The sequence below is a fragment of the Microcoleus sp. S13_C3 genome (assembly GCF_036700905.1).
Taxonomy (GTDB): domain Bacteria; phylum Cyanobacteriota; class Cyanobacteriia; order Cyanobacteriales; family Microcoleaceae; genus Microcoleus.
Map to the genome: position 1 here is coordinate 94,161 of NZ_JAUBPT010000001.1, position 21,726 is coordinate 115,886.

Genomic DNA, 21,726 nt, shown 5'->3' on the forward strand with positions numbered 1-21,726 from the left:
AATTTATCGACAATAGACGAGAACAGTTAATTAATAGTGTTTACCGTTGGGTGGGGGCGGGTTTTTGAGATGGTTGGTTTTAGCCGGAGATTGTTGGTGAACCCGCCCCTACAGGGAATGTAAAATTTTTGAAAGATGTAAATGTTTGTATATAAACTGACCGAATTTATCGAAAATAGAGGAGAATTGAACAGTTAATTAATAGTGTTTACCGTTGGGTGGGGGCGGGTTTTTGAGATTGTTGGTTTTAGCCAGAGATTGTTGGTGAACCTGCCCCTACAGGGACTGTAAAATTTTTGAAAGATGTAAAATTTTGTATATGAACTGACCGAAGTTATCGAAAATAGACGATAGTGAAACAGTTAATTAATCGTGTTTACCGTTGGGTGGGGGCGGGTTTTTGAGATTGTTGGTTTTAGCCAGAGATTGTTGGTGAACCCGCCCCTACAGGGACTGTAAAATTTTTGAAGGATGTAAAATTTTGTATATGAACTGACCGAAGTTATCGAAAATAGACGACTGTGAAACAGTTAATTAATCGTGTTTACCGTTGGGTGGGGGCGGGTTTTTGAGATTGTTGGTTTTAGCCGGAGATTGTTGGTGAAGCCGCCCATACAGGGAAGGTAAAATATTGGAAAAATGTAAATGTTTGTATATGAACTGACCGAAGTTATCGAAAATAGACGATAGTGAAACAGTTAATTAATCGTGTTTACCTTTGGGTGGGGGCGGGTTTTTGAGATTGTTGGTTTTAGCCAGAGATTGTTGGTGAACCCGCCCCTACAGGGACTGTAAAATTTTTGAAAGATGTAAAATTTTGTATATGAACTGACCGAAGTTGCGGAAAATAGACGATAGTTGATGTTCAAGAGATTTCAAGCCTCCGCGAAAACAAATTTTAATCAGGTAAGAAAATGGTAGTAGCAGCACCTGTTCAATCCGGCAGTCAGTCGATTTTTCAAACTCGCTACGACAACTTTATCGGCGGCAAGTGGGTGCCACCGGTGAAAGGGAAATACTCGGAAAACCTTTCTCCAATAACAGGAAAAGCAATTTGTCAAATCCCCCGATCGACCGCCGAGGATGTAGAATTGGCACTGGATGCCGCCCACGCTGCGAAAGACAAGTGGGGTAAGACTTCCCCAGCCGATAGGGCGCGGGTTTTACACAAAATAGCCGATCGCATCGAAGAAAACCTCGATCGCCTCGCCATCGCCGAAACCTGGGATAACGGTAAACCAATTCGCGAAACCCGCCTCGCAGACATACCACTGGCGATCGACCATTTCCGCTACTTCGCAAGCTGCATCCGAGCTCAAGAAGGTTCGATCGGCGAACTCGACGGAACCACCGTCGCCTACCACTTCCACGAACCCCTAGGCGTCATCGGACAAATCATCCCCTGGAACTTCCCGATATTAATGGCCGCCTGGAAACTCGCCCCAGCCCTCGCCGCCGGAAACTGCGTCGTGCTCAAACCAGCAGGCCCCACCCCCGCCTCAATCTTGGTACTGATGGAAATCATCGCCGACTTAGTACCAGACGGCGTTATCAACGTCATTAACGGGCCCGGCGCCGAAATCGGCAAAACCCTCGCCACCAGTCCCCGGATTGCCAAAGTTGCCTTCACCGGCGAAACCACCACCGGCAGGCTAATCATGCAATACGCCTCCCAAAACGTCATCCCCGTCACCCTAGAACTAGGCGGCAAATCCCCCAACATTTTCTTTGAAGATGTCTGCGCCCAAGACGACGAATTCCTCGACAAAGCAGTCGAAGGATTAGTCATGTTTGCGTTCAATCAAGGCGAAGTGTGCACCTGTCCCTCCCGTGCCTTAATTCAGGAGTCAATCTACGATCGATTCATGGAAAGGGCGATCGATCGCATCCGCCAAATCAAACAAGACAACCCCTTAGATCCGACAACCGCCCTCGGCGCCCAAGTCTCCATCAACCAGATGGAAAAAATCGCCGAATACGTCAAAATCGGTCACGCCGAAGGCGCAGAATGCCTGATTGGTGGCGAAAGAAACATCTTATCCGGCGACTTGCAAGACGGCTATTACTTCCAGCCAACAGTCTTCAAAGGAAACAACAAAATGCGAATTTTCCAAGAAGAAATCTTCGGCCCAGTATTAGCAGTCACCACCTTCAAAGACGAAGCCGAAGCATTAGAAATTGCCAACGATACCCTCTACGGTTTAGGTGCCGGAGTTTGGACTCGCGACATCAACACCGCCTACCGCATGGGCCGCGCCGTTCAAGCAGGCCGCGTGTGGACAAACTGCTATCACCTATATCCAGCCCACGCAGCATTCGGCGGCTACAAATCATCTGGAATCGGCCGCGAAAATCACAAAATGATGTTAGATCACTACCAGCAAACCAAGAATTTGTTAGTCAGCTACAGCCCGAAAGCATTAGGTTTCTTCTAATGTTTTAGTTATTGGGAAGAAAGAAAGAAGAAAGACAAACTTCAATGATTCGTCAACTCCTTCTTTCTCTCTTTCCTCTCTTTCTCTGTGGCCTCTGCGCCCTCTGCGGTTCATAAAAAAAAATCTCATTCACAAACGAAATAAAATTGCTACACAAAGAGACTGCAATGGAAACTGCCAAAGTCACCGCAACAGAAGCCGCTTTAAAATTAATTAACCATCTCAAAACTCAACACGGAGAATTGATGTTTCACCAATCCGGCGGCTGCTGCGACGGTAGTTCCCCCATGTGCTTTCCCGATGGCGAATTGATAATCGGTGATGGTGACGTATTGCTGGGCGAAATAGGCGGTTGTCCCTTTTATATTGCAGCCCAGCAATACAAATATTGGCAGCACACGCAGTTAATTATAGACGTGGCATCGGGGCCAGGGGGCAGCGATTTTTCTCTGGAAGGGCCGGATGGAGAGCGTTTTATTACTCGTTCTCGCTTGTTTGCTAATGCTGATTAACTCTGTTTATCCTTAACTTGCCTGCAGTTTCTCTAAAAACATGAATTTGCTTAAGCCTGAAACCCGGTTTCTTTCATGGCAGCGAAAAAACCTATTTTTATTTAAGTTTTGATCTACAGCAATTTGGTCGCAAATTGCTGTAAGATTGCCGATCGGTCCTCAAACACTATTGTAATTAAGGAAAATCTAATTTGGGCGATCGCTCAATTGCAGATTGAGCTTTTGTTGTGATAGCGACAGGTTTCACGCTGCCGCTAAAATCAGTATCTGAGCCGGTGCAGGATTAATTATTAATGGGCGACTTCAAAGTTTCTGCACTCAAAACTTCAGAAGACTTTAAACTTGAGTATTTTTAATTAGGGCCAATTCAATTTTGTCACCAGCCTTTTGAGTCACTTGTGCGCGCAAACCGGGCCCAAAAAAAGTAGCTATTTTGTCTTGCTTTTCTTCCCATAAGTCGATCGCCAGTAGTGGCGAATAAAACTCTAAAATTAACCCATAAGCACCATCAACATCAACTTCCCGCAACCCTTGCAGGAGGGGCCGTTCCTCGTCTGTCGGGGCCAGGCCCAAGCGCTCCAAAGCATCATCTAAGTGCGCGGGTTGGCCGTAGCGAAATCGGGTGACATCTTTGCGGACTTGGTTTTGAGTATCTGTGGCCTGACTTTCTCGCAGGAGGAGAACTTCAGCAGAGGTAGGTTCGGTGAACTCCACTGGTTCGAGTTCGGCCGCTTTTAGCGCCAAACCTCCCAGCAACAGCGGAATTCCATAAAAAAAACCGGCTAGGTTCAGGGTAGGTCTGTCTGTGAAGTAGGCTCCGAACCCGACTGCTGCTATAATACCGCCAACAACTAAGGCTAGGTTTGCTAAAGAAATTTTGCGTAACATATTAGTGAGGTAAGTAGTCCGACAGAAATAATATACTTTAATTATTATCTGTCAAAAAGTCTTGAATAAATTTAGTTTTTTTGCCAAAAGACCTGCAAAAACTGCTAGCATCTATGAGCGCGGGAGCGGTGTGCATCCACAGTCTTGTCTCTAGCTTCAGAAGCTTATCCAGCCGGACTCGTCCGGGCGCGCCATTGGTAAATATCCGTGTTAATTGCGCGGCGTTGGTTCCAGAAGGCAATCGAGATCGGCAGTATCATCAAAGTATACAGAGTGGCGATCGCGATCGACACTCTTGCCCTTTCAACCATTTTTTGGACATGATTAAAGACGAAGACAAACAAACTGCTGGAGCAAACAAGGCGGTTCTGGAGCAGATTAACTCGCTCAAGCGCGAAGATGAAAGGCTTTATAATATCTTAGCGATCGATGTCTGGGCCCTAGCCAAGACGATGGATGAATATCAACCGGGATTTTGGGCGGCTTTTATGAAAAACCGGGAGAAGGCCCTGAAGCGATTTTTAGCTGGAATGATTAAAAATAAACCCGCAGATACCAAACGTCCGCCTTTTTTGCGCTAAAATGTGGCTGAAGTTGGGCTGAACTTTTGATGTACAATCAAACTATAACACAGACCCAAAAACCCTGAGCAGATTCATCACTTCCTATATATAAACAGTGAAGGATTTGCCCAAAAAGGGATGTCGGTGAATTAAGAATCTCCGTCTGTTCGCAGGGGGGAATGTCAAATATTTTTGTTAATAGTAGCAAAGGAAAAAAACAATGGATGCACAGACAATCAAAGAGCGCGTAGCACAGATCGAAGTCAAGCGGGAATCCCTCGTGCGGCTGTTAGATCGATCGGACTTGGGAGCCATGAGAATAGATGTGAGTCAGGCGATCGAAGAAATTGACGATCTCTTAGAAGAATTCAAGCGGACTTTTAACAGTTAGGGCCATTGGGCATTGGGAATGGGGCATGGGGCATGGGGCATTGTTGACTGTTGACTGTTGACTAATAGCTAATAACCAATAACAGATAGCTAATAACCAATAACAGATAGCTAATAACCAATTCCCCATGCCCCATGCCCCATGCCCCATTCCTAATGATTAATTCATCACCATATCCATCAAAATTTGTTGAGAGCTCACCTCCGGGCAATTAGCAGGCGGCCGCCGCTGAGAGTAGTGTCCGGAGGGCTGCAAATCCCAAGCTTGGCGGTTGTCAGCCAGCATTACACCCAAAATTTCTTGCAATTCCTTAGCAATTGTCGGGTCTTCCACTTGAACTATGGCCTCAACCCGTCTGGTGAGATTGCGCTGCATCCAGTCAGCCGAACCAATATACACCTCTTCGTCGCCACCGTTGAAAAAATAAAACATCCGAGAATGCTCTAAAAAGCGGCCGATAATACTGATAACTCTGATATTTTCGCTAACACCCTCAACGCCGGGACGCAAACAGCAAATCCCCCTGATAATCAAATCAATTTTAACTCCCGCTTGCGAAGCTTCGTACAAAGCAACAATGATTTGAGGGTCAACTAAAGCGTTCATTTTAGCGACAATGCGGCCACAGCTACCGATGCCGCCTTCGGCCTGCAAGCGGCAGAATTCTGCTTCGCGGCGGATTAAAGCTAAAAATCGATCGCGCATATTGACCGGTGCCACCAATAATTTGCGATAAGATACCTGCCGCGAATAACCAGTCAAATAATTAAACAAATCCGTCAAATCCGATCCCAAATCCTCGCGACAACTCAACAAACCCACATCAGTATACAGTCCGGCTGTTTTGGGATTGTAATTGCCAGTGCCGATGTGGACGTAGCGCCGGATGTAATCGTCCTCCCGACGCACTACCATCACAATTTTGGTGTGGGTTTTGAGTCCCACCAAACCGTAAACTACGTGGACTCCCGCTTGTTCTAACTTGCGAGCCCAATTAATATTATTTTCTTCGTCAAACCTAGCTTTGAGCTCTACTAAAACGGCTACCTGCTTGCCGTTTTCCGCTGCTTGAATTAAGGCGCTGACGATCGGCGAATCTCCAGAAGTGCGGTATAAAGTCATCTTAATCGCTAACACGGAGCGATCGTGCGCCGCCTCAGTAATAAACCGCTGTACCGTCGCAGCAAACGAGTGATAAGGATGGTGCAGCATCAAATCCCCCTGGCGGATGGCGGTGAAAATATCCTCGCCCTCGTCAGCATCCAACATCAATTTGCCTAAAATCATTGGTGATTCCGAGTTCCGCAAACGGGGCGGCACAACCGGAGTCCAAGCCGGGTCTTTCAGTTCCGGCACCGGCAGCCCCACAAAAGACATCAAATCCTTGAGGCCTAGCAGCCCCTCTACGACGTAAACATCTTGCTCACCAAGATCCAGCTCGTCCATCAGCATATCTCGCAGCGCAGGTGGCATAATCGCTTGAATTTCCATCCGCACCGCAGAACCTCCAAACCGGCGCTTGCGGAGTTCCTGTTCTATTGCCAGCAGCAAATCCTCCGCCTCATCTTCCTCCACGGTCAAATCGGAATTGCGAGTAATGCGGAACGGGTGATATTCCTGAATGTCCATCCCCGGAAACAAAGCTTCTAAATTGTGGGCAATCACCTGTTCTAGGGGGACGCCAGTCCAAACCGGAGATTTCCCCCTCTGCTGCCACTGCAAATCTCCCGGTAGCGGCAAAAACCTGGGCAAAACCTGCGGTACTTTGACGCGGGCAAACAATTCTTCGCGGGTGTCAGGGTCTCTGACTACTACTGCTAAATTGAGGCTGAGATTGGAAAGGTAGGGGAATGGGTGGCTGGGGTCAACTGCTAGGGGAGTGAGTACGGGAAATACTTGTTCTTTGAAGTAGCGATGCAAGTAATTCCGCTGTTCTTGATTGAGGTCAATGTAGTCGAGAATGTAGATGCCGCTTACTGCTAGTTTCGGCCGCAGGGTTTGCTCAAAATAGGCGTGTTGCTGAGAAACCATCGGCAAAAGCCGCTTGTTAAGGGCATCTAGCTGTTGTTGAGGCGTGCTGCCGTCGGAGGTCAATTTGCTGACTTTTGCTTGTACTTGCTGTTTGAGGGCGGCCACGCGCACCATAAAATATTCGTCTAGGTTGGAGCTAAAAATAGCGAGAAATTTGAGCCTTTCTAGAAGGGGCGTGCGGGGGTCAAGGGCTTCGTGGAGCACGCGGTTGTTGAATTCTAGCCAGCTTTGTTCTCGGTTGAAGTAGTATTGGGGGTCGCTGAGGTTGATTTCAGTGTAGGTTTTGGCGGGGGTCTTTTTTGGCTTGGGCATGGTTTGGGGGAGTCTTTCGGAGGCTCGGTGATGGCATCTCTAGAAATAGTATTGTAGGTTAAAGGATTGGTTCGCATCTGCTTTTGGTCGATCGCACGTTTTTGTGATTCCTGTAGGGAAACGGCATTGCCCTTCTTCGGGTCAACTTAAGACTCCAACCTTTGAGAAATCTCATTTTTACCATAGTCTAGATCGGGAGCATCTCACCTTTGCAGCCCTCCGCTAGAAATTGGAGTTTTGAGGCAGGAGGCAGGAGGCAGGAGGCAGAAGGAAAGAGGAAGAAGGAAAGAGGAAGAAGGAAAGAGGAAGAAGAAGGAAGGAGCCAGAAGAAGTATTTTTACAAATATGAGATGCTCCCGTCTAGATCCCCCTAAATCCCCCTTAAGAAGGGGGACTTTGAGAAGAATCTTGTCCCCCCCTTCTTAAGGGGGGCTAGGGGGGATCGGGCTTTAATAGTCAAACAGCAGTCTGTGACTGGGTTTGAAGTTAAGTGGACACCAAGGGCATTGCCGTGTCCGGTCCCTGAATCACGAACCAATCCCCCCAATCCAATTCCGCACCCCATCCAACAAATCATCTCCATCCACCCGAAAACCTGTTAAGGGCAATTCCAGCGGTGGGTTAAGCGTGCCATGCTTGATAAAATTCTGGGTAAGTCATATTTTCGGCACACTCCCAGATGACTCCGTAGCACTTCTCATTGCGACCAAAATTATTTTTGTAGATTTCGGAAGTTAGGCATTTTTTTAAACCTGAAACTGCGGTAGCGAAATGTTTACCTGTCATAATTTCCCATAATCTATCTGCCGGGTCAAAAATAGAATATTCAGGGTGGTAACTAGGAATCAACTCTATTAAAGTCGCGATCGCCACTGAGTTATGTTTGTCTAGCCTCCCTAAGCTATATGCCGCTACACACCGGGTATCTGCATGACGTGAATTGCGGATTAACTCGACTAAGATGGCGATCGTTTCTGGACTATTATTCCCTATTTCTCCTAAGCTATATGCTGCTTGCCACGGGTGGTCTTGATTACCTGAATTGCGGATTAACTCGACTAAAGTGGCGATAGCCACTGGGTTATCTTTGTCTATTTCCCCTAAGATAGATGCCGCTTCACGCCGGATAGATTCATCCTTAGAAGTATGGAGCAACTGGACTAAAGCGGCGATCGCAACTGGCTGATTTTTGCTAATTTCCCGCAAGCTATCTGCCGTTCTGAACCGCTTCTGAAAATCCTGACAATTACCCATTAAATCGACTAATGCTGAAATTGCAACAGCAGGATATTTGCCTGTTTTACCTAAGCTATTTGCCGCTTTCCAGCGGGTATCTTCATTTTGATAATTAGCGATTAAATCGACTAAAGCAGAGATTGCTTCTGGGCTATCTTTACCAATCTTTCCCAAGCTTTCGGCTGCTTGACTTCGGGTATATTCATTCTGATAATTAGCGATTAAATCGACTAAAGCGGAGATTGCTTCTGGGCTATCTTTACCGATTTCCCCCAAGCTTCCTGCAGCTAAACGCCGAGTAAATTCATCACCTGAATTGCGGATAAAATCGACTAAAATGGAAATTGCTTCGGGGCTATCTTTGCCTATTTTGTTTAAACTTGTTGCTGCTGATGACTGGGTTATTTTATTGTTTGAATTGCGGATTAAATCGCCTAAAGCTGAAATCGCTACTGTGTTACCTTTGTCTATTTTCCCCAAACATTCTGCCGCTCGCCACCGGGTAACTTTATTACGTGAAGTGCGAATTAACTCGACTAAAGCGGAGATCGCAATTGGGTTGTTTTTGCCGATTCTTGCTAATCTTTCGGCTGCTCGATAACGGGTATCTTTCTCACGATAGTTGCGGATTAACTCCAATAAAGTTTCGATCGCTACTGGGTTATCTTGGTCTATCTTACCTAATATTTCTGCTGATCTCCCTTGGGCAACTTTATTATCTGAATAGCGGATTAAATCGACTAAAGCAGCGATCGCAACTGGGTTATCTTTGCCTATTTTCTCTAAGCTATAAGCCGCTATCTTCCAGGTATCTAAGCCATACAACAGTTTGTACCTGATCAACCAGATATCGGTATCTCGCTCAACTGAATTGCGGATTAAATCGACTAAAGTGGCGATCACTTCTGGGTGATGGGTGCCTATTTTTCCTAAGCTATATGCCGCTCGCTTCCAGGTATTTTTCTCAAGTGAATTGTGGATTAACTCCAATAAAGTATTGATCGCCACTGGGTTATCTTTGTCAATTGTCAATAAGCTATCTGCCACTTGCCATCGGGTAACTTCATCCTGAGAAATATTGATTAATTCGACTAAATTGGCGATCGTGTCTGGGCAATTTTTGCCGATTTCCCCCAAACTTCTTGTCGCTCGCCTCCGGGTATATTCGTCACCTGAATTGCGGATTAACTCGACTAAAGCGGAACCCGCCTTTTCCCGATCCGTCTCTTTCAGAACTTCCCTTGCTCTATCGACAATTGGATCGAGAAATGTCCGCCAATCCTGTTTTTGCTTATTAAAATAACCAAATCCCCAAATAACAATCTGCGACACAATCTCATCAGCAAGACTACAATCTTTAAACTCAGCAATCCCCGCAGCCGCTAGAAAATATGCCCGACATCCATAAAATTTATCCCACCCAACCTTAAACTTAACCAACGCCTTAATAAACGCTTCCTTCTCCTCCTTCCCTACATCCTCACGCCCCAACCACAGCAAAATAACCTCTTGCCACTGCTTCTCAAAAATGCGGTAGCGAGCATCAGGATGTTGCGGATTCTTAGGAATATGATTCAAGAAAAAGTGCCAATCTTCAACCGCAAACGCAGCAAAATATTCCTGAAACGTAGGATGGTAAAAAGCATAAATCCCTTCCGCCGTCTCCGCATCCCTCGCGACTAAATTCAGCCAACCCAAACGACAAGCTAACTCAAACTGCGATGCACCCATCACCCGATATCCCACACTTTCAGGCCACTGAAACCGATCCGTTTCATTTAACATCCCTGAAAGTGCCAATTTCCCCAAAGCCGCATTCAATTCCTGCTGCTGAATCCAATTCAGGCGCGGTTTTTTCCACTGATAAAAAGTTTTCACAAACCCTTGATAAAGCTTCGCCTTAGTATCCGGTAAATCCCCATCCAACGACTGCCAAGTGCTGCACAATAGCGAACATCTCAGGGGATTTTTCACTAAATCTCGAATTCGCTCTTTTCCTGATGCTGCTAATGCTTCCCGTAGCTGTTGAGAAAGATCCCCCCCAGCCCCCCTTAATAAGGGGGGAGCAAGAGTTTCTTCTGTTGGGAAGGAGGGAATTAGATCCCCCCCAGCCCCCCTTAAGAAGGGGGGAGCCGGAGTTTCCTCTTCTCCTATCCCCTCAGTTAAGAATGGGGTAGTAAGAGTTTCCCCGTCTTCTCTTGTCCCCCCCCTTCTTAAGGGGGGGTTAGGGGGGGATCGAAACCATTTATCGATAAACATTTCCACTTGTTCGGGATAGGAAAACTCCAGAGTGCGATAAGTATCAAAAGTATCCAACGCAGTGCCGATCGCATCCCAAACATTCTGCCGACAACTTAGCACAATTCGCGCCTTTTGAATACAGCCGCCCGTTCTAATTTGCCGTTGAATTTCCGCCAAAGGATTGGCATCTCCGACAGGCATCTCATCCGCCCCATCCAACACCAACCACACGCGCTCAGCATTAAACTGTGCTAAAAAATCATCCTTAATTTCCGCAGTCGCCTCAGCCTTCCCAATTCTCTTAATAGCCGCCAACAGCCAATTATCAAATAAATACGGCTCTAATTCCTTCCCCTGCAAATCTGCCAAGGATACCCAAATTACAATCGCCTCGGAAATGCCCGGCGCTACCCAATTCGCAATCTGCCGCAAGAGCGTTGTTTTTCCCGCCCCCGATTCTCCAATAATTCCTAACCGCTTGCCATTGCTTTTCGGGCTACTTCCTTGCTGGATAACTTGCTCAATAAACTCGCTGTGTTCAAACCCTTGAGTAACTTCTTTTTCCCGGTACAAATCCGAACCTTCCTCAGCCGCAACATCCTCGCGTCGCTGAGTCACTTTCTGCCGTTCCACCAGTCCCAGCGGCACATAAACATCATCTATTTGATGGTTGCCAAAAGTTAGCTGATTGCTACTAAGCCGCTGCTTTTCTTTCTCTTCTAAAATCTGCTGGCAAATAGCTTGCCAGTCAATCGGCACGTAAGCAATCTGGCTCTTTTCAACTATCTCCTCAAGCAAAGCCTTTAGCTGTTCAATCAAAGCGTGAGTTTCGGCGGTTTGGGTATCATTCCGCGTTAAACTTTGCGCGGTGAAAATCTGGAACACCTTTTCATTCTCCTTGATTTCCTCGGCAAAGTACGCAGATACTAAGCTAAACAAATTTTCCTTTAATTTAGCTTGATAAAGTGTGACTTCACAATCTTTGAAGGCAATTTCCAGCAGTTTATTTTCAACTTCTTGAAATCGATTTTGGCTTAAGTCGTGGCGGGAACTTAGCAGCAATTCTATCTCATCTAAACCTTCTATTGGAATACCAGAAGGGACTGTTTCTTTGTTAACCTGCTTTAATTCAGATTTTAACTGCTTAATCTTCTTATCTAGCCATTCTAAATAAGGACGGTCTTGAGGCAAGTAAATAACTATACCTCTAGAAGCCCTGCGAGACGGCTCAACCAATTCTTTATAACATTCTGAGGCGATTTGTTGCTGAGCTTTCACGAAAGAACGTTTCAGCGCTTTTTCTAAATCGTGATTGACAATCTTACCGTTTCGTGATAGCTTATTTACTCCCTTCAAACAGAGGTGCTTGACTGCATCATTGGCTTGAGAGCCCACTATCCCATCGAAAGCGACCTTGAGAAGACCTCCCAATAGCAAAGCATCTAGCATTTGACGGTTCTCCTAATTTCAGGCTGCAAGCGGGTTATTTCAATGATAGGCGATCGACTTTGGTTGCGGGCGATCGACAATTGCTGAAATCATCACATCAAAACTTCGAGCGTCCGATCAAAAGTCGATCGCTACCACATTGAATTTAGGCAAAACGTTCAACTATTTTTCGAGGATTACCACGAAATCCTCAATCATCACATCAAAGGTGCGAGCCAACTTGTGGACTGCTGCAAAGTCAACCATTGCCATACCCTGAGAACGGGCATAATTGCTAATCGTACTGTAGCCCACGCCCGATCGCTCCGCAACCTCCTTGAGCGTCCATCCCTTCTCGGCCGCCAACTCTCGAACCCGCAACCTGACTAAGCCTTTGCTCATATTCACTATTTACAAAATTTTGGATTTAGTATAATATATCAAAAAGCGATCGCCCCGGTCATTCGATTTTAGATTTTAGATTTTAGATTTTAGATTGACTCTAAAGATGAATCTGGAAGCTTGAACGTTGGTCGAAAATTTTGCGCCTCTCATGGCAGAAGTCGGGGCTTGTCTCCGTTTTGCGGCGGAGTCAACGAAACTAAAGACGATCGCCAGTTCAAATTAATCCCGACAGATTATTTCTGTCGATCGCACTTAGCAGAGATAGATTTACCTACTACCACCAGATGCAACTACAATGATATCAGAAAATCAGCTAAGATCATCAGCGATCGGCGCATCAAAAATTATTCACAAATCGTCGATCGTCAATCCGCGATCGAGATTTGTCACCGAAGAAACAGTAGCACTCCTGTTCAACATATCACCCGAACAGATATACCGGATCGATTGCTGCCACAACGTGGTGTATGTTCATGCCAAAGGCCTCAGTCGATTTGTCAGCTACGCCGATTTTCCGCCAATCCTAGAAGTAAAACCGCCCTGTGCTCAAGATTTTGTCGCATGGTACAAACGCTGGAAACGAACACAAGCACCAGAATTTTGGACTAAATTCTATACGTACAACTTCAAAGCTGCTGTTTCAGTTGACAGCTTGCTGGAGTGGGGTAAATTAGTAGCTACAGTGAAATCGGTAATTTCTGCCTCAGCGCTGCAACAGCTACGAGATGTTTACGCTCAAGAAAAAACATTGATGGAAAATTTTTAAAGCAGGCGGGGCGGGTAAACCCGCAATTGTTGGCCACCAGGAAGATAAATGTAAGGTGCGCTTCGGCGCACCCTACGGGATAGAGGTTCCGATCAAAACTCTTCTTTACCTTCCAATCCCCACATATTGGAAACCAGCCGCTTCTAAAACCTTCTTATCTAAGAAATTGCGGCCGTCAATCATCACCGCATGATCCATCAACTTCGCCATTTTCTCGTAATCTAAATTGCGAAACTGTTCCCAGTCAGTCACCAACACCAAAGCATCGCAACCGTCTGCCAACCTTTCCGGGTCAGTTTCTACCAAAACTCCCGACAAACCGTGACGCATCCCAGTTTGAGAAACAATCGGATCGTAAGCTTTAACTTTCGCTCCCAACCGATTCAAACTCTCGATTAAATTCAGCGCTGGAGCATCCCGCAAATCGTCAGTATCCGGCTTGAAAGTCAAACCCAAAAGTCCGACAGTTTTACCTTTGAGAATCTTCAAAACGTGCTGCAACTTTTCAATAGCAATGAAACGCTGGCGTTGGTTAACTTCCACTGCCGCTTTCAGCAAATGCGCCTCGTAACCGTAATCGTCAGCAGTGTGAACTAAAGCCGAGACATCTTTGGGGAAACAAGAACCGCCCCAACCAATGCCAGCTTGCAGAAACTTGTTGCCAATCCGTGAATCTAAACCGATACCTCGGGACACTTGAGTAACATCTGCACCGACGCGATCGCAAATGTTAGCAACTTCATTAATAAAGCTAATCTTCGTAGCCAAAAAAGCATTAGCTGCGTACTTAATCATCTCCGCTGAACTGATATCAGTCATTACCACAGGAACTTCCGGCAAAGACGGATTTTCTGCGAACTTGCGATCGACAATCGGCCGGTATAACTGTAGCATCAGATCCATAGCCCGCCGAGAGTTGCTGCCGAGAACAATGCGATCGGGATTAAAAGTATCGAAAACAGCACAGCCCTCCCGCAAAAACTCCGGGTTGCTAACCACATCAAATTGAACACCTTTTTTTGCTGCTACTTCCTCACCAGTAACCTCATCACCGCTGTGAGGTTTTTGACGTTCTGCTAAACCGTCTAGTACAATTCTTCGCACCCAGTCCCCGGAACCGATGGGCACTGTCGATTTGTTTACGATTACTTTGTAATCGCCGTCGAGGTGAGCTCCAATTCCACGAGCAACCGCTTCCACGTAGCGAGTATCGCTTTCCCCAGTAGGCAAAGGAGGCGTCCCCACGGCAATAAACAAAATATCCCCGTGAGAGACTCCTGCTGCTAAATCCGAAGTAAATTCTAGATGGCCAGATGCAGATGCAGAGGACATTAATTCAGACAGTCCGGGTTCAAAAATAGGCGACTGTCCAGACTTCATTAATTTAACTTTTTCTTCGTTGTTGTCTACGCAAATCACGTGGTGGCCGATGTGGGCCAAACAAGTGCCGGTGACTAAGCCAACATATCCTGTACCGATGACGCAAACGTGCATAGAAATCTCCTCAAAGCTAGTAAATAAATCAGGTAGGAATTGGGAATCGGGAATGGGGAATCGGGAATTGGGAATTGGGAATTGGGAATCGGAAATTGGGAATCTTTTTCCCATCCCCCCCTCTCCCAGTCTCCCCCTCTCCCACTCTCTACTTTTGGTTTCCCTCGATGCGATCGCGAAAATCTTTCACAGTCAACTCTAAACCTTGATCCAGCGGCACAGTTGGCTCCCACCCCAACCAAGTTTTAGCACGAGTAATATCCGGTTGTCGCTGTTTTGGATCGTCTTCCGGCAGCGGTTTAAAGATAATTTCTGCCCCTGGATTAATCATATTTTGAATTTTTTCTGCCAGTTCCAAAATAGTGTATTCGCCGGGATTCCCCAGATTCATCGGCCCGATTTGGTCGCTATTCATCAAACGAATAAATCCTTCCACCAAATCAGAAACGTAGCAAAAACTCCGCGTTTGGGAACCGTCGCCGTATACAGTCAGTGGTTGATTCCGCAAAGCTTGAGCAATAAAATTGCTGACTACTCTGCCGTCATTTTCCAACATCCGGGGGCCATAGGTATTATGACAGCAAACGCAGTAAGTACCGCCTACAAAATTCTCTCCGTCGGGAACAGAAAAGTCGTATACATCCTCATCGATTTCAAACTCTTCTATGGCTTTAACTTTTGCCCAAGCTAAATCCCCTGTGATTTGAGCTTGCAGTTTTTGTTTAGCATTAGCCAGATTGAGAATGCTGTACTCGTCCAACCCTTGAACCGTTATCCGGTAAGACTTGTATTTTTGGCTGTCTCCTTTTCGCACTGTTGTCTCGAATTCCGACACACTTCCAACTATCCCGAATTTAGCTAGAATTAGCACCAGTTTTTCAATGATTTTTTGGCTGGAACTGTTAAACACTAGCAGCGAACCCGTTGTTTTCGCGTCGTGATTCCCGTCGCCTTCCCAGAAACCGTGTAAAAAGTGAACTAACTGTTCTTTGGGAAGTTGCAAAATCCAATTGGGTATATCTTTTTTGGTGCTTAATTCTTTGCCAAACCCCAAAATATTGACAACTAGATCGACAATTATTTTTGACCTGACGTTAACCGATGGCGCTCTTTTCTCCTCTTTGTCAAATCTGATTTCACACTCGCAGCCAAATAACTCTCGCGTCACCCGGATCAGCTTTTCCAGATATTTGACATTTGAGCTAAATACGAGCTGGCGGTCTTTTTCTGTATGAACCAAACAGCCTTCTGCTAAGTAAAATCCCAAAAACCACAGAAAATCACTGACATTTTTGATGTAATTGTTGATTGCTTTGACGGATTGATAGCCAGCTATTTTGTCTTTTTGGGTCAAAGGTAATCCCAATTCTTGCCAAAGTTGCCAGGGAATTTTGTTGCCTGCTTCGTATTTTTTGATGGTGCTGAAGTATTGGCGATTGCTGATTCCTTTTCGAGCGAAATATCCATATATCTGCTCTCGGAATTTTTCTAAGTATGCGATCGCATCCTCGCTGATTACCCACAGCCCTGGTGCATTAACTTTATCGCTGATGTAAAAAGGTTCCAAGGGACGATCGATAAAAGGAAGGTAACTGGGAACAGCTACATCATCCCCAACCTTTAAGTCTTTGCCAAATACGGCTTGAGGCAACCCTTGGCTGTCGCGAGTAAACAAACTGTGGTCTTCAGTAATTTTTACTTGTTTGCCCCAGGTTGTTGCAATTTTATACCCTTTCTTCGTCACTTTGTGTTTCCAAATTGCCGAGATTGGTTTTAAGCGCATTTTTCCCTGTTCGTCAAAGCAAGGAACTGAAACATTTGATATGTCACCTCCGATCCGGCTGTAGCATTCCTCAAATGTTTCGTAATAAAGTCGATCTCCTTTGTAATAGAGAACTTTTTGATCGCCTGTCAAACTGTTAAAAATTCGCACAACTCGAATGTCTACACCATTTTGACGATGGTAATCAAAAGATAAGGTTTCAGCTACTCGCTTCCCTTCATCATAACAGCTCCGAATCCCGATACAATTAACGTTGCCGCGATAATCTTCTGTTTGTGGATGTACGTCAGGATCTCCGTACACTTCGGAAGTGGAAGCGAGAAAGAATCTTGCTTTTACCCGTTTAGCCAATCCCAACATATTCATCGTGCCGATGACATTTGTTTTAATTGTCTTGACAGGGTTGTACTGATAGTGTATAGGGGAAGCGGGACAAGCCAGATGGTAAATCTGATCTACCTCTAACCGAATCGGTTCCGTGATGTCGTGGCGGATCAGCTCAAAATACGGGTTGTCCAGCCATTTGAGGATATTGCGTTTAGTCCCGGTGTAAAAATTATCCAGGCAGACTACCTCATGTCCTTGGGCCATTAAGCGATCGATTAGGTGGGAACCGAGGAAACCTGCACCGCCTGTGACTAAAATTCTCATTGTGGAAACTGCCGTTCTGTTTAGGGGTAGGACTGGAGTACAAAAATTCCGTCGCTCGAATGAAACTTACTAATAGAATAACAAAATTGCGATCGACGATGTAAACACTTATGCGTCACCTTTATTAAATCTTTAATTAACTTAGCATTTGCCAATACTTTGAACAAAGTGCTATAATTCGCAAATGTCAGCTAGCAATTTTTAGTGAAGCTTCAATATTTTCGCAAAAATACTGTTGACAATAATTCACTTTTGAGTTAATAGGTATTAATTGTTTGTTTGTTGTGATTGGTGAGGCGATCGCTTCTGTCTTGAGTTATCTAAGAAAAGGCTGATTCCCTAGGTATGGCTACGCTTCACGGGCTTGTTTGAGAATAGGTTAATCCAGTTTATGTAAACAGGGCTGACGCGCGTCAATCGATTTTAGATTTTAGATTTTAGATTTTAGATTGACTTGCGCGAGATAAATGCGGGGGCAATAAGTGATTTTAGATTTTAGATTTTGGATTGATTCCACGGAGAAATCACGTGGCGGGTACCACATGAAGAAATTCGCTTGTCAGAGGCTAGAAACCTGGTTTATTCGTAGATAAAGTTGAGCAAGCAAATATTTTTCCGAGAAACCCGGTTTATTTGGCCTTAGTCGCGATCGACTAACTGCGACGACGGTAATTAGAATTATACAGTATCGCTATCCGATCGCGGTGGAATCTCAGCAGCAGTTAAAGTCACGATTATTTTTAAGAAGACTTTGGGTATTCCTGAAGTATAAATGTCTGTTGACTACCTTTAAGATTCTGTTTCATCACCCGAAGCAGACGATTATCCATTGGCTGTGTATCTTGGGTGAAAAATTCATGAAGTACCTGCACTTTGCCTGCATAGTCTCGATCGGCTTTACAAATTACAATTCCTGCATGATTTGAGGTTGTAGAATGGAGATTGATGAAATCTTGACGATTTTCTGTAATGACTACTCGCCCTGCATTTGTCGCGTACATCAAGACTTCATCATCGGGAATTTTTTGATTGGCTTGTCCAGCGCCCTAGGATGTCAAAACATCATAGCCACGCGCTCGCAGTAAATCAACCATTGCGATCGGAAAGTTTTCATTCGAGTAAAACTTTAGCATTTTTAGTTACTCATTTTCAGCAAGCCACAGCTCGATTTCTTCTCGGTTGTGTTCGTAATAGTTCGCAACCGCTTGCAAATCTTGAAGGGTGAGTCCTGGATAATTATAGAGAAGTTCGGATTCAGTTGCGCCCTGTTGTTGGTAGGCGATAATCGTCCAGACGGGAATGCGGGTATCGCGAATTCGCGCTGCACCGCCACAAATTCCTGGAGTTTTGTGAATGGGATTCTGAAGGGTTTGGATGAATTGTAGGGTTTGTGCTAGCAAGTCATCAGGCAGTGTTTCAATGGTTTGGAGAAGTTGTTCTTTGATGGTCATAATCGATCGCCAAAATCTAAAGAGGATATTGTGTTGGGATTACAGCCGACCTATAAGCATCCGTATACAGGTTATGGTGTGGCTTGAACACGATCGATTAATCGGATTTTGTTAACGATCGAATTTTGATCGATAGCTTACGTTCGGTCAGACATTCTGCACGATTAACCTGCAATAAACGCACAGTGACTCGACCGATCGCAGTTAGAGGTTCGATTGTACCACTTTCAGTTTGAAGTTGAAAATGGTCTTCCCAGCTATCTTTTCTAGGGTTGTAAAGTCGAACCACTTCATCTGTTTCTGGATCGAGCGAGGCAATGTCGCTGCCTTTATTTTTGTTACAAATTGAGCAAGACAAAGCCAGATTACTTTCTACTGTTTCCCCGCTATGTTTTTCGGCAATGATATGGTCTATTTGATGAGACGAGAGGGCGAGTGTTTCTGGGATTAAACAATATTCACAGTATCCGTTGGCGCGATCGCATACCCTTCGTCGCAGACTAGCTGAAACGTAGGTTTTACTCATGCTGCCTCGCTCAGTTTCAGTAGGGCTTGCGCTTTGGCAATGCGTACTAAATGTTCGACAAATTCGTATTGCTGCCACAGGCGCTGCTCGATCGGCGTGAGTCCTTCTGTGCGATTTTTCTCTAATAAAGTATCGATTTCAGCTTGAAGATCGTCGGATAAACGCAGGGCTAATATTTCTTGTGGCGAGGGTAAACTTGCTATAAATTCTAATATCTTCGTGAGCCCAGAAAATCCGCTTGAAGGATTGGCTTCGACTTCCCTTAATCCCAGCATCAAAATCTGTAGTAACTCATCTTTGAGAGGATCTAGCCGCAGTGCTAGTTCGTCGGGAATTTGAAGGGTAATTGTTGCCATTTTTTTACTCGCTGACGCTCTAATCTAATCCTAGCACAATAGAAGTGCGATCGCCCTTTTTTGAGAAATGCAGTGTACGATCGCCCCGCGCGATCGGGTAAAGGTGCGATCGCGCTTCCTGATTTTAGTCGCTACACCCTACCAATCAGTTGAATAGCGGCTAAATTTTAGTTACCGTTGTTATCGTTGATGTCTAGATTTTGTATTGGCAGTTCTGAATCTAGTGATGTAGGTATTTGGAGCTTGACAACAATTACTATTTGATTTTTTTCAATACTTATATTACTTATATTAACTATGCTCTTTTCTGGTAACAAATTACTGACTGGCAAGTTAGCAGACGACTGAGTTTTATATCCAGCATCCTCCCGCCATTCTGTAATATTTCTCCAGTTTTCTATCTTTTCAATGCCTTTACCCACAAAGGCTTTAACGTATTTATAAATAGAGGCACACAGGTCAGTTTCAACACCCTTGGGATTCTTTTTCAGCTTTTCGGCGATTTCAGCGGGACTGTAGCCACAAAGCAACCCCCGCAGATGCAGCTTTTCTACGGGGGTGAGAGGCTTTCCCTTAACGGCGGCCAAGTCCGAGTACAGAGTTTTTAAGTCCCAGCGGCTTTCGGCTTCGACGAAGCAATCGTTTGTGGATGCCATAGATGGGTGTCTCTAAATTTCCTGATGGAATTCTAACATAACTCCTGATGTATGTCAGTTTATTACCAGACTCAGCTAGCGTATGATAAGTGAATGCTAAAGCGCAAGTAATGAAATTTAAAAGTCAAAACCTTTGTGGGATGGCTTTTTAGCCGTGACTGACTACAGTTAGCGACCCGACAGGGGAGTAAGGCTGAACTTTGGTAAGTTTCTCGCTTTGACTCTAGTTTCGGCCACTGCCAGTAATTTTTTTAATTTATTTTCTGGGATTTTGCATAATTTTCTGGATTTGCCCCTGATAAATAAATGGGAGGCTGCAATGCGCCTTCTGCAGACTGAGTTATTTGTGAGTGCGATCGCGACGAAAGCTTTGCTATGCAAGAGTTTTGCGATAGAAAATCCCTGACTTCGCATACATTTAGGGCGATCGCAGGATCTAAAAATACAGGCTAGCAAGTCATTTTTTCAGAAATGGAGAAAGACTTGTAGCTCGAATAGGGATAAATCTAGTATTCACACTGAGATTGCAACATGAACATTAATGGAACGTTGGCTGACGATACTCTCAATGGCACGCCCGATGCAGATTTAATATTTGGACAACAAGGCTCTGACTTAGTGTTTGGCAGTGAGGGAGACGACTTAATCTACGGCAAGCAAGGAGATGACAAGCTATACGGTAATGAAGGTAATGATACCGTCTACGGTGGCAAAGGTAAGGATACAGTTTACGGCGGCAAAGGTGACGATCGGCTGTTTGCTAATGCTGGAGATAACTTGATATACGGCAACGAAGGCGAGGATACAGTTAATGGCGGAATAGATAACGATACAGTTTACGGTGGTAAAGGTAATGACAGCTTGTTTGGCAACTTCGGGAATGACATTCTCTATGGAGATAACGGAGCAGATACCTTAACTGGGGGGAATGGTAACGACACTTTTTTTATTGGTAAAAATACTGGGGGTTCAGAGCTTTCGGATGCCGATTTCATTGTTGATTATACAGAGGGTGAGGATGTAATTCAGTTAAGGAACGATCTTGCCTTTGATGACCTCAAGATTTATGTGGGCACAGGGGTTAATGCTGGCTACACAATTATTCAGGATGACTTAACAAGGCAATATTTGGCCGTTTTGGAGGGTGACGGCAGATTGACTATTGCTGATTCTAGCGGGATTGTGAGTCTGACGCCTGTGCCTTTGCCGACTCCGACACCTGTGACGACTCCGACGGCTGCACCGACACCTGCGCCTGCACCGACGCCTGCGCCTGTGACGACTCCGACGCCTGCGCCGACACCTGTGACGACTCCGACACCGGAGCCGAAGCCTTCAATCACCCCAAGTGCAACGACTCCGACGCCTGTGACGACTCCGACGCCAGCACCTGCGGTGACAACGCCTGTGACGACGCCAACTCCTGTGACGACTCCGACGCCTGTGACGACTCCGACGCCTGTGACGACTCCGACGCCTGTGACGACTCCGACGCCTGTGACGACTCCGACGCCTGTGACGACTCCGACGCCTGTGACGACTCCGACGCCTGTGACGACTCCGACGCCTGTGACGACTCCGACGCCTGTGACGACTCCGAC

Annotated in this window: 17 protein-coding genes and 3 pseudogenes; 7 read left to right on the forward strand and 13 right to left on the reverse strand. The window is 45.6% G+C overall.

Features of this window, described 5'->3' with window-relative positions; genetic code table 11:
* Positions 1-914: 914 nt before the first annotated feature.
* The gene (exaC, locus tag QUA16_RS00370; RefSeq protein ID WP_333104143.1) at positions 915-2,435 is read left to right on the forward strand and encodes an acetaldehyde dehydrogenase ExaC; all 1,521 of its coding nucleotides are present in this window, start codon (positions 915-917) and stop codon (positions 2,433-2,435) included.
* A gap of 167 nt (positions 2,436-2,602) precedes the next feature.
* Positions 2,603-2,947: a DUF779 domain-containing protein gene (locus tag QUA16_RS00375; RefSeq protein WP_333104144.1), complete on the forward strand. Its 345-nt coding sequence runs from the start codon at positions 2,603-2,605 to the stop codon at positions 2,945-2,947.
* Between the two features lie 336 nt (positions 2,948-3,283).
* On the opposite strand, the gene QUA16_RS00380 is transcribed toward QUA16_RS00375, so the two are convergent.
* Complete coding sequence (locus QUA16_RS00380; protein ID WP_333104145.1) at positions 3,284-3,835, reverse strand: DUF2854 domain-containing protein; 552 nt, start codon at positions 3,833-3,835, stop codon at positions 3,284-3,286.
* An 80-nt stretch (positions 3,836-3,915) separates the two neighbouring features.
* On the opposite strand from QUA16_RS00380, the gene QUA16_RS00385 reads away from it, so the two are divergent.
* Both QUA16_RS00385 and QUA16_RS00390 read left to right on the forward strand, forming a co-directional pair.
* Complete coding sequence (locus QUA16_RS00385) at positions 3,916-4,416, forward strand: hypothetical protein (RefSeq protein WP_333104148.1); 501 nt, start codon at positions 3,916-3,918, stop codon at positions 4,414-4,416.
* Between the two features lie 202 nt (positions 4,417-4,618).
* On the forward strand, positions 4,619-4,789 hold the full coding sequence (locus tag QUA16_RS00390; protein WP_333104150.1) for a hypothetical protein: 171 nt from the start codon (positions 4,619-4,621) through the stop codon (positions 4,787-4,789).
* A 159-nt stretch (positions 4,790-4,948) separates the two neighbouring features.
* On the opposite strand, the gene ppk1 is transcribed toward QUA16_RS00390, so the two are convergent.
* Positions 4,949-7,132, reverse strand: a complete 2,184-nt coding sequence (ppk1, locus tag QUA16_RS00395) for a polyphosphate kinase 1 (RefSeq protein ID WP_333104151.1) — start codon at positions 7,130-7,132, stop codon at positions 4,949-4,951.
* Positions 7,133-7,341: 209 nt separating this feature from the next.
* Here ppk1 and QUA16_RS00400 point away from each other — a divergent pair, with 209 nt between their 5' ends.
* Entirely contained in the window at positions 7,342-7,506 is a 165-nt protein-coding gene (locus QUA16_RS00400) for a hypothetical protein (protein ID WP_333104152.1), read from the forward strand.
* Positions 7,507-7,753: 247 nt separating this feature from the next.
* Here the strand turns inward: QUA16_RS00400 and QUA16_RS00405 are convergent, their stop codons facing one another.
* Both QUA16_RS00405 and QUA16_RS00410 read right to left on the reverse strand, forming a co-directional pair.
* Positions 7,754-12,058 carry a HEAT repeat domain-containing protein gene (locus tag QUA16_RS00405; RefSeq protein WP_333104153.1) on the reverse strand — a complete coding sequence of 1,435 codons (4,305 nt, stop codon included), beginning with the start codon at positions 12,056-12,058 and terminating at the stop codon, positions 7,754-7,756.
* Positions 12,059-12,220: 162 nt separating this feature from the next.
* Positions 12,221-12,439, reverse strand: coding sequence for a helix-turn-helix domain-containing protein (locus tag QUA16_RS00410; RefSeq protein ID WP_006632503.1), 219 nt, complete (start codon positions 12,437-12,439; stop codon positions 12,221-12,223).
* A gap of 298 nt (positions 12,440-12,737) precedes the next feature.
* Here QUA16_RS00410 and QUA16_RS00415 point away from each other — a divergent pair, with 298 nt between their 5' ends.
* The gene (locus QUA16_RS00415; RefSeq protein ID WP_333104154.1) at positions 12,738-13,208 is read left to right on the forward strand and encodes a hypothetical protein; all 471 of its coding nucleotides are present in this window, start codon (positions 12,738-12,740) and stop codon (positions 13,206-13,208) included.
* Between the two features lie 105 nt (positions 13,209-13,313).
* Here QUA16_RS00415 and QUA16_RS00420 read toward each other — a convergent pair whose 3' ends face one another.
* From QUA16_RS00420 to QUA16_RS00460, 9 genes and pseudogenes are all read right to left on the reverse strand, one after another.
* Positions 13,314-14,702: a UDP-glucose/GDP-mannose dehydrogenase family protein gene (locus QUA16_RS00420; protein ID WP_333104180.1), complete on the reverse strand. Its 1,389-nt coding sequence runs from the start codon at positions 14,700-14,702 to the stop codon at positions 13,314-13,316.
* 148 nt (positions 14,703-14,850) lie between these two features.
* A pseudogene (locus QUA16_RS00425) lies at positions 14,851-15,279 on the reverse strand (GDP-mannose 4,6-dehydratase); the annotation flags it as partial.
* A pseudogene (locus QUA16_RS00430) lies at positions 15,280-16,635 on the reverse strand (LAGLIDADG family homing endonuclease); the annotation flags it as partial.
* Positions 16,618-17,136 (reverse strand): annotated as a pseudogene (locus QUA16_RS00435) (GDP-mannose 4,6-dehydratase); the annotation flags it as partial. The pseudogenes QUA16_RS00430 and QUA16_RS00435, both read right to left, overlap by 18 nt.
* Before the next feature lie 740 nt (positions 17,137-17,876).
* Entirely contained in the window at positions 17,877-18,158 is a 282-nt protein-coding gene (locus QUA16_RS00440; protein ID WP_333055764.1) for a DUF5615 family PIN-like protein, read from the reverse strand.
* A 117-nt stretch (positions 18,159-18,275) separates the two neighbouring features.
* The gene (locus QUA16_RS00445; RefSeq protein ID WP_333104155.1) at positions 18,276-18,587 is read right to left on the reverse strand and encodes a DUF433 domain-containing protein; all 312 of its coding nucleotides are present in this window, start codon (positions 18,585-18,587) and stop codon (positions 18,276-18,278) included.
* A 97-nt stretch (positions 18,588-18,684) separates the two neighbouring features.
* Positions 18,685-19,113, reverse strand: a complete 429-nt coding sequence (locus QUA16_RS00450) for an HNH endonuclease signature motif containing protein (protein ID WP_333104156.1) — start codon at positions 19,111-19,113, stop codon at positions 18,685-18,687.
* Complete coding sequence (locus QUA16_RS00455) at positions 19,110-19,469, reverse strand: hypothetical protein (protein ID WP_333055759.1); 360 nt, start codon at positions 19,467-19,469, stop codon at positions 19,110-19,112. Before QUA16_RS00455 ends, QUA16_RS00450 begins: the two co-directional genes overlap by 4 nt.
* Before the next feature lie 167 nt (positions 19,470-19,636).
* Complete coding sequence (locus QUA16_RS00460; RefSeq protein WP_333104157.1) at positions 19,637-20,125, reverse strand: helix-turn-helix domain-containing protein; 489 nt, start codon at positions 20,123-20,125, stop codon at positions 19,637-19,639.
* 531 nt (positions 20,126-20,656) lie between these two features.
* Between QUA16_RS00460 and QUA16_RS00465 the strand changes: the two genes are divergently transcribed.
* The coding region (locus QUA16_RS00465; RefSeq protein ID WP_333180963.1) for a calcium-binding protein at positions 20,657-21,726 on the forward strand (1,070 nt) is incomplete at its 3' end.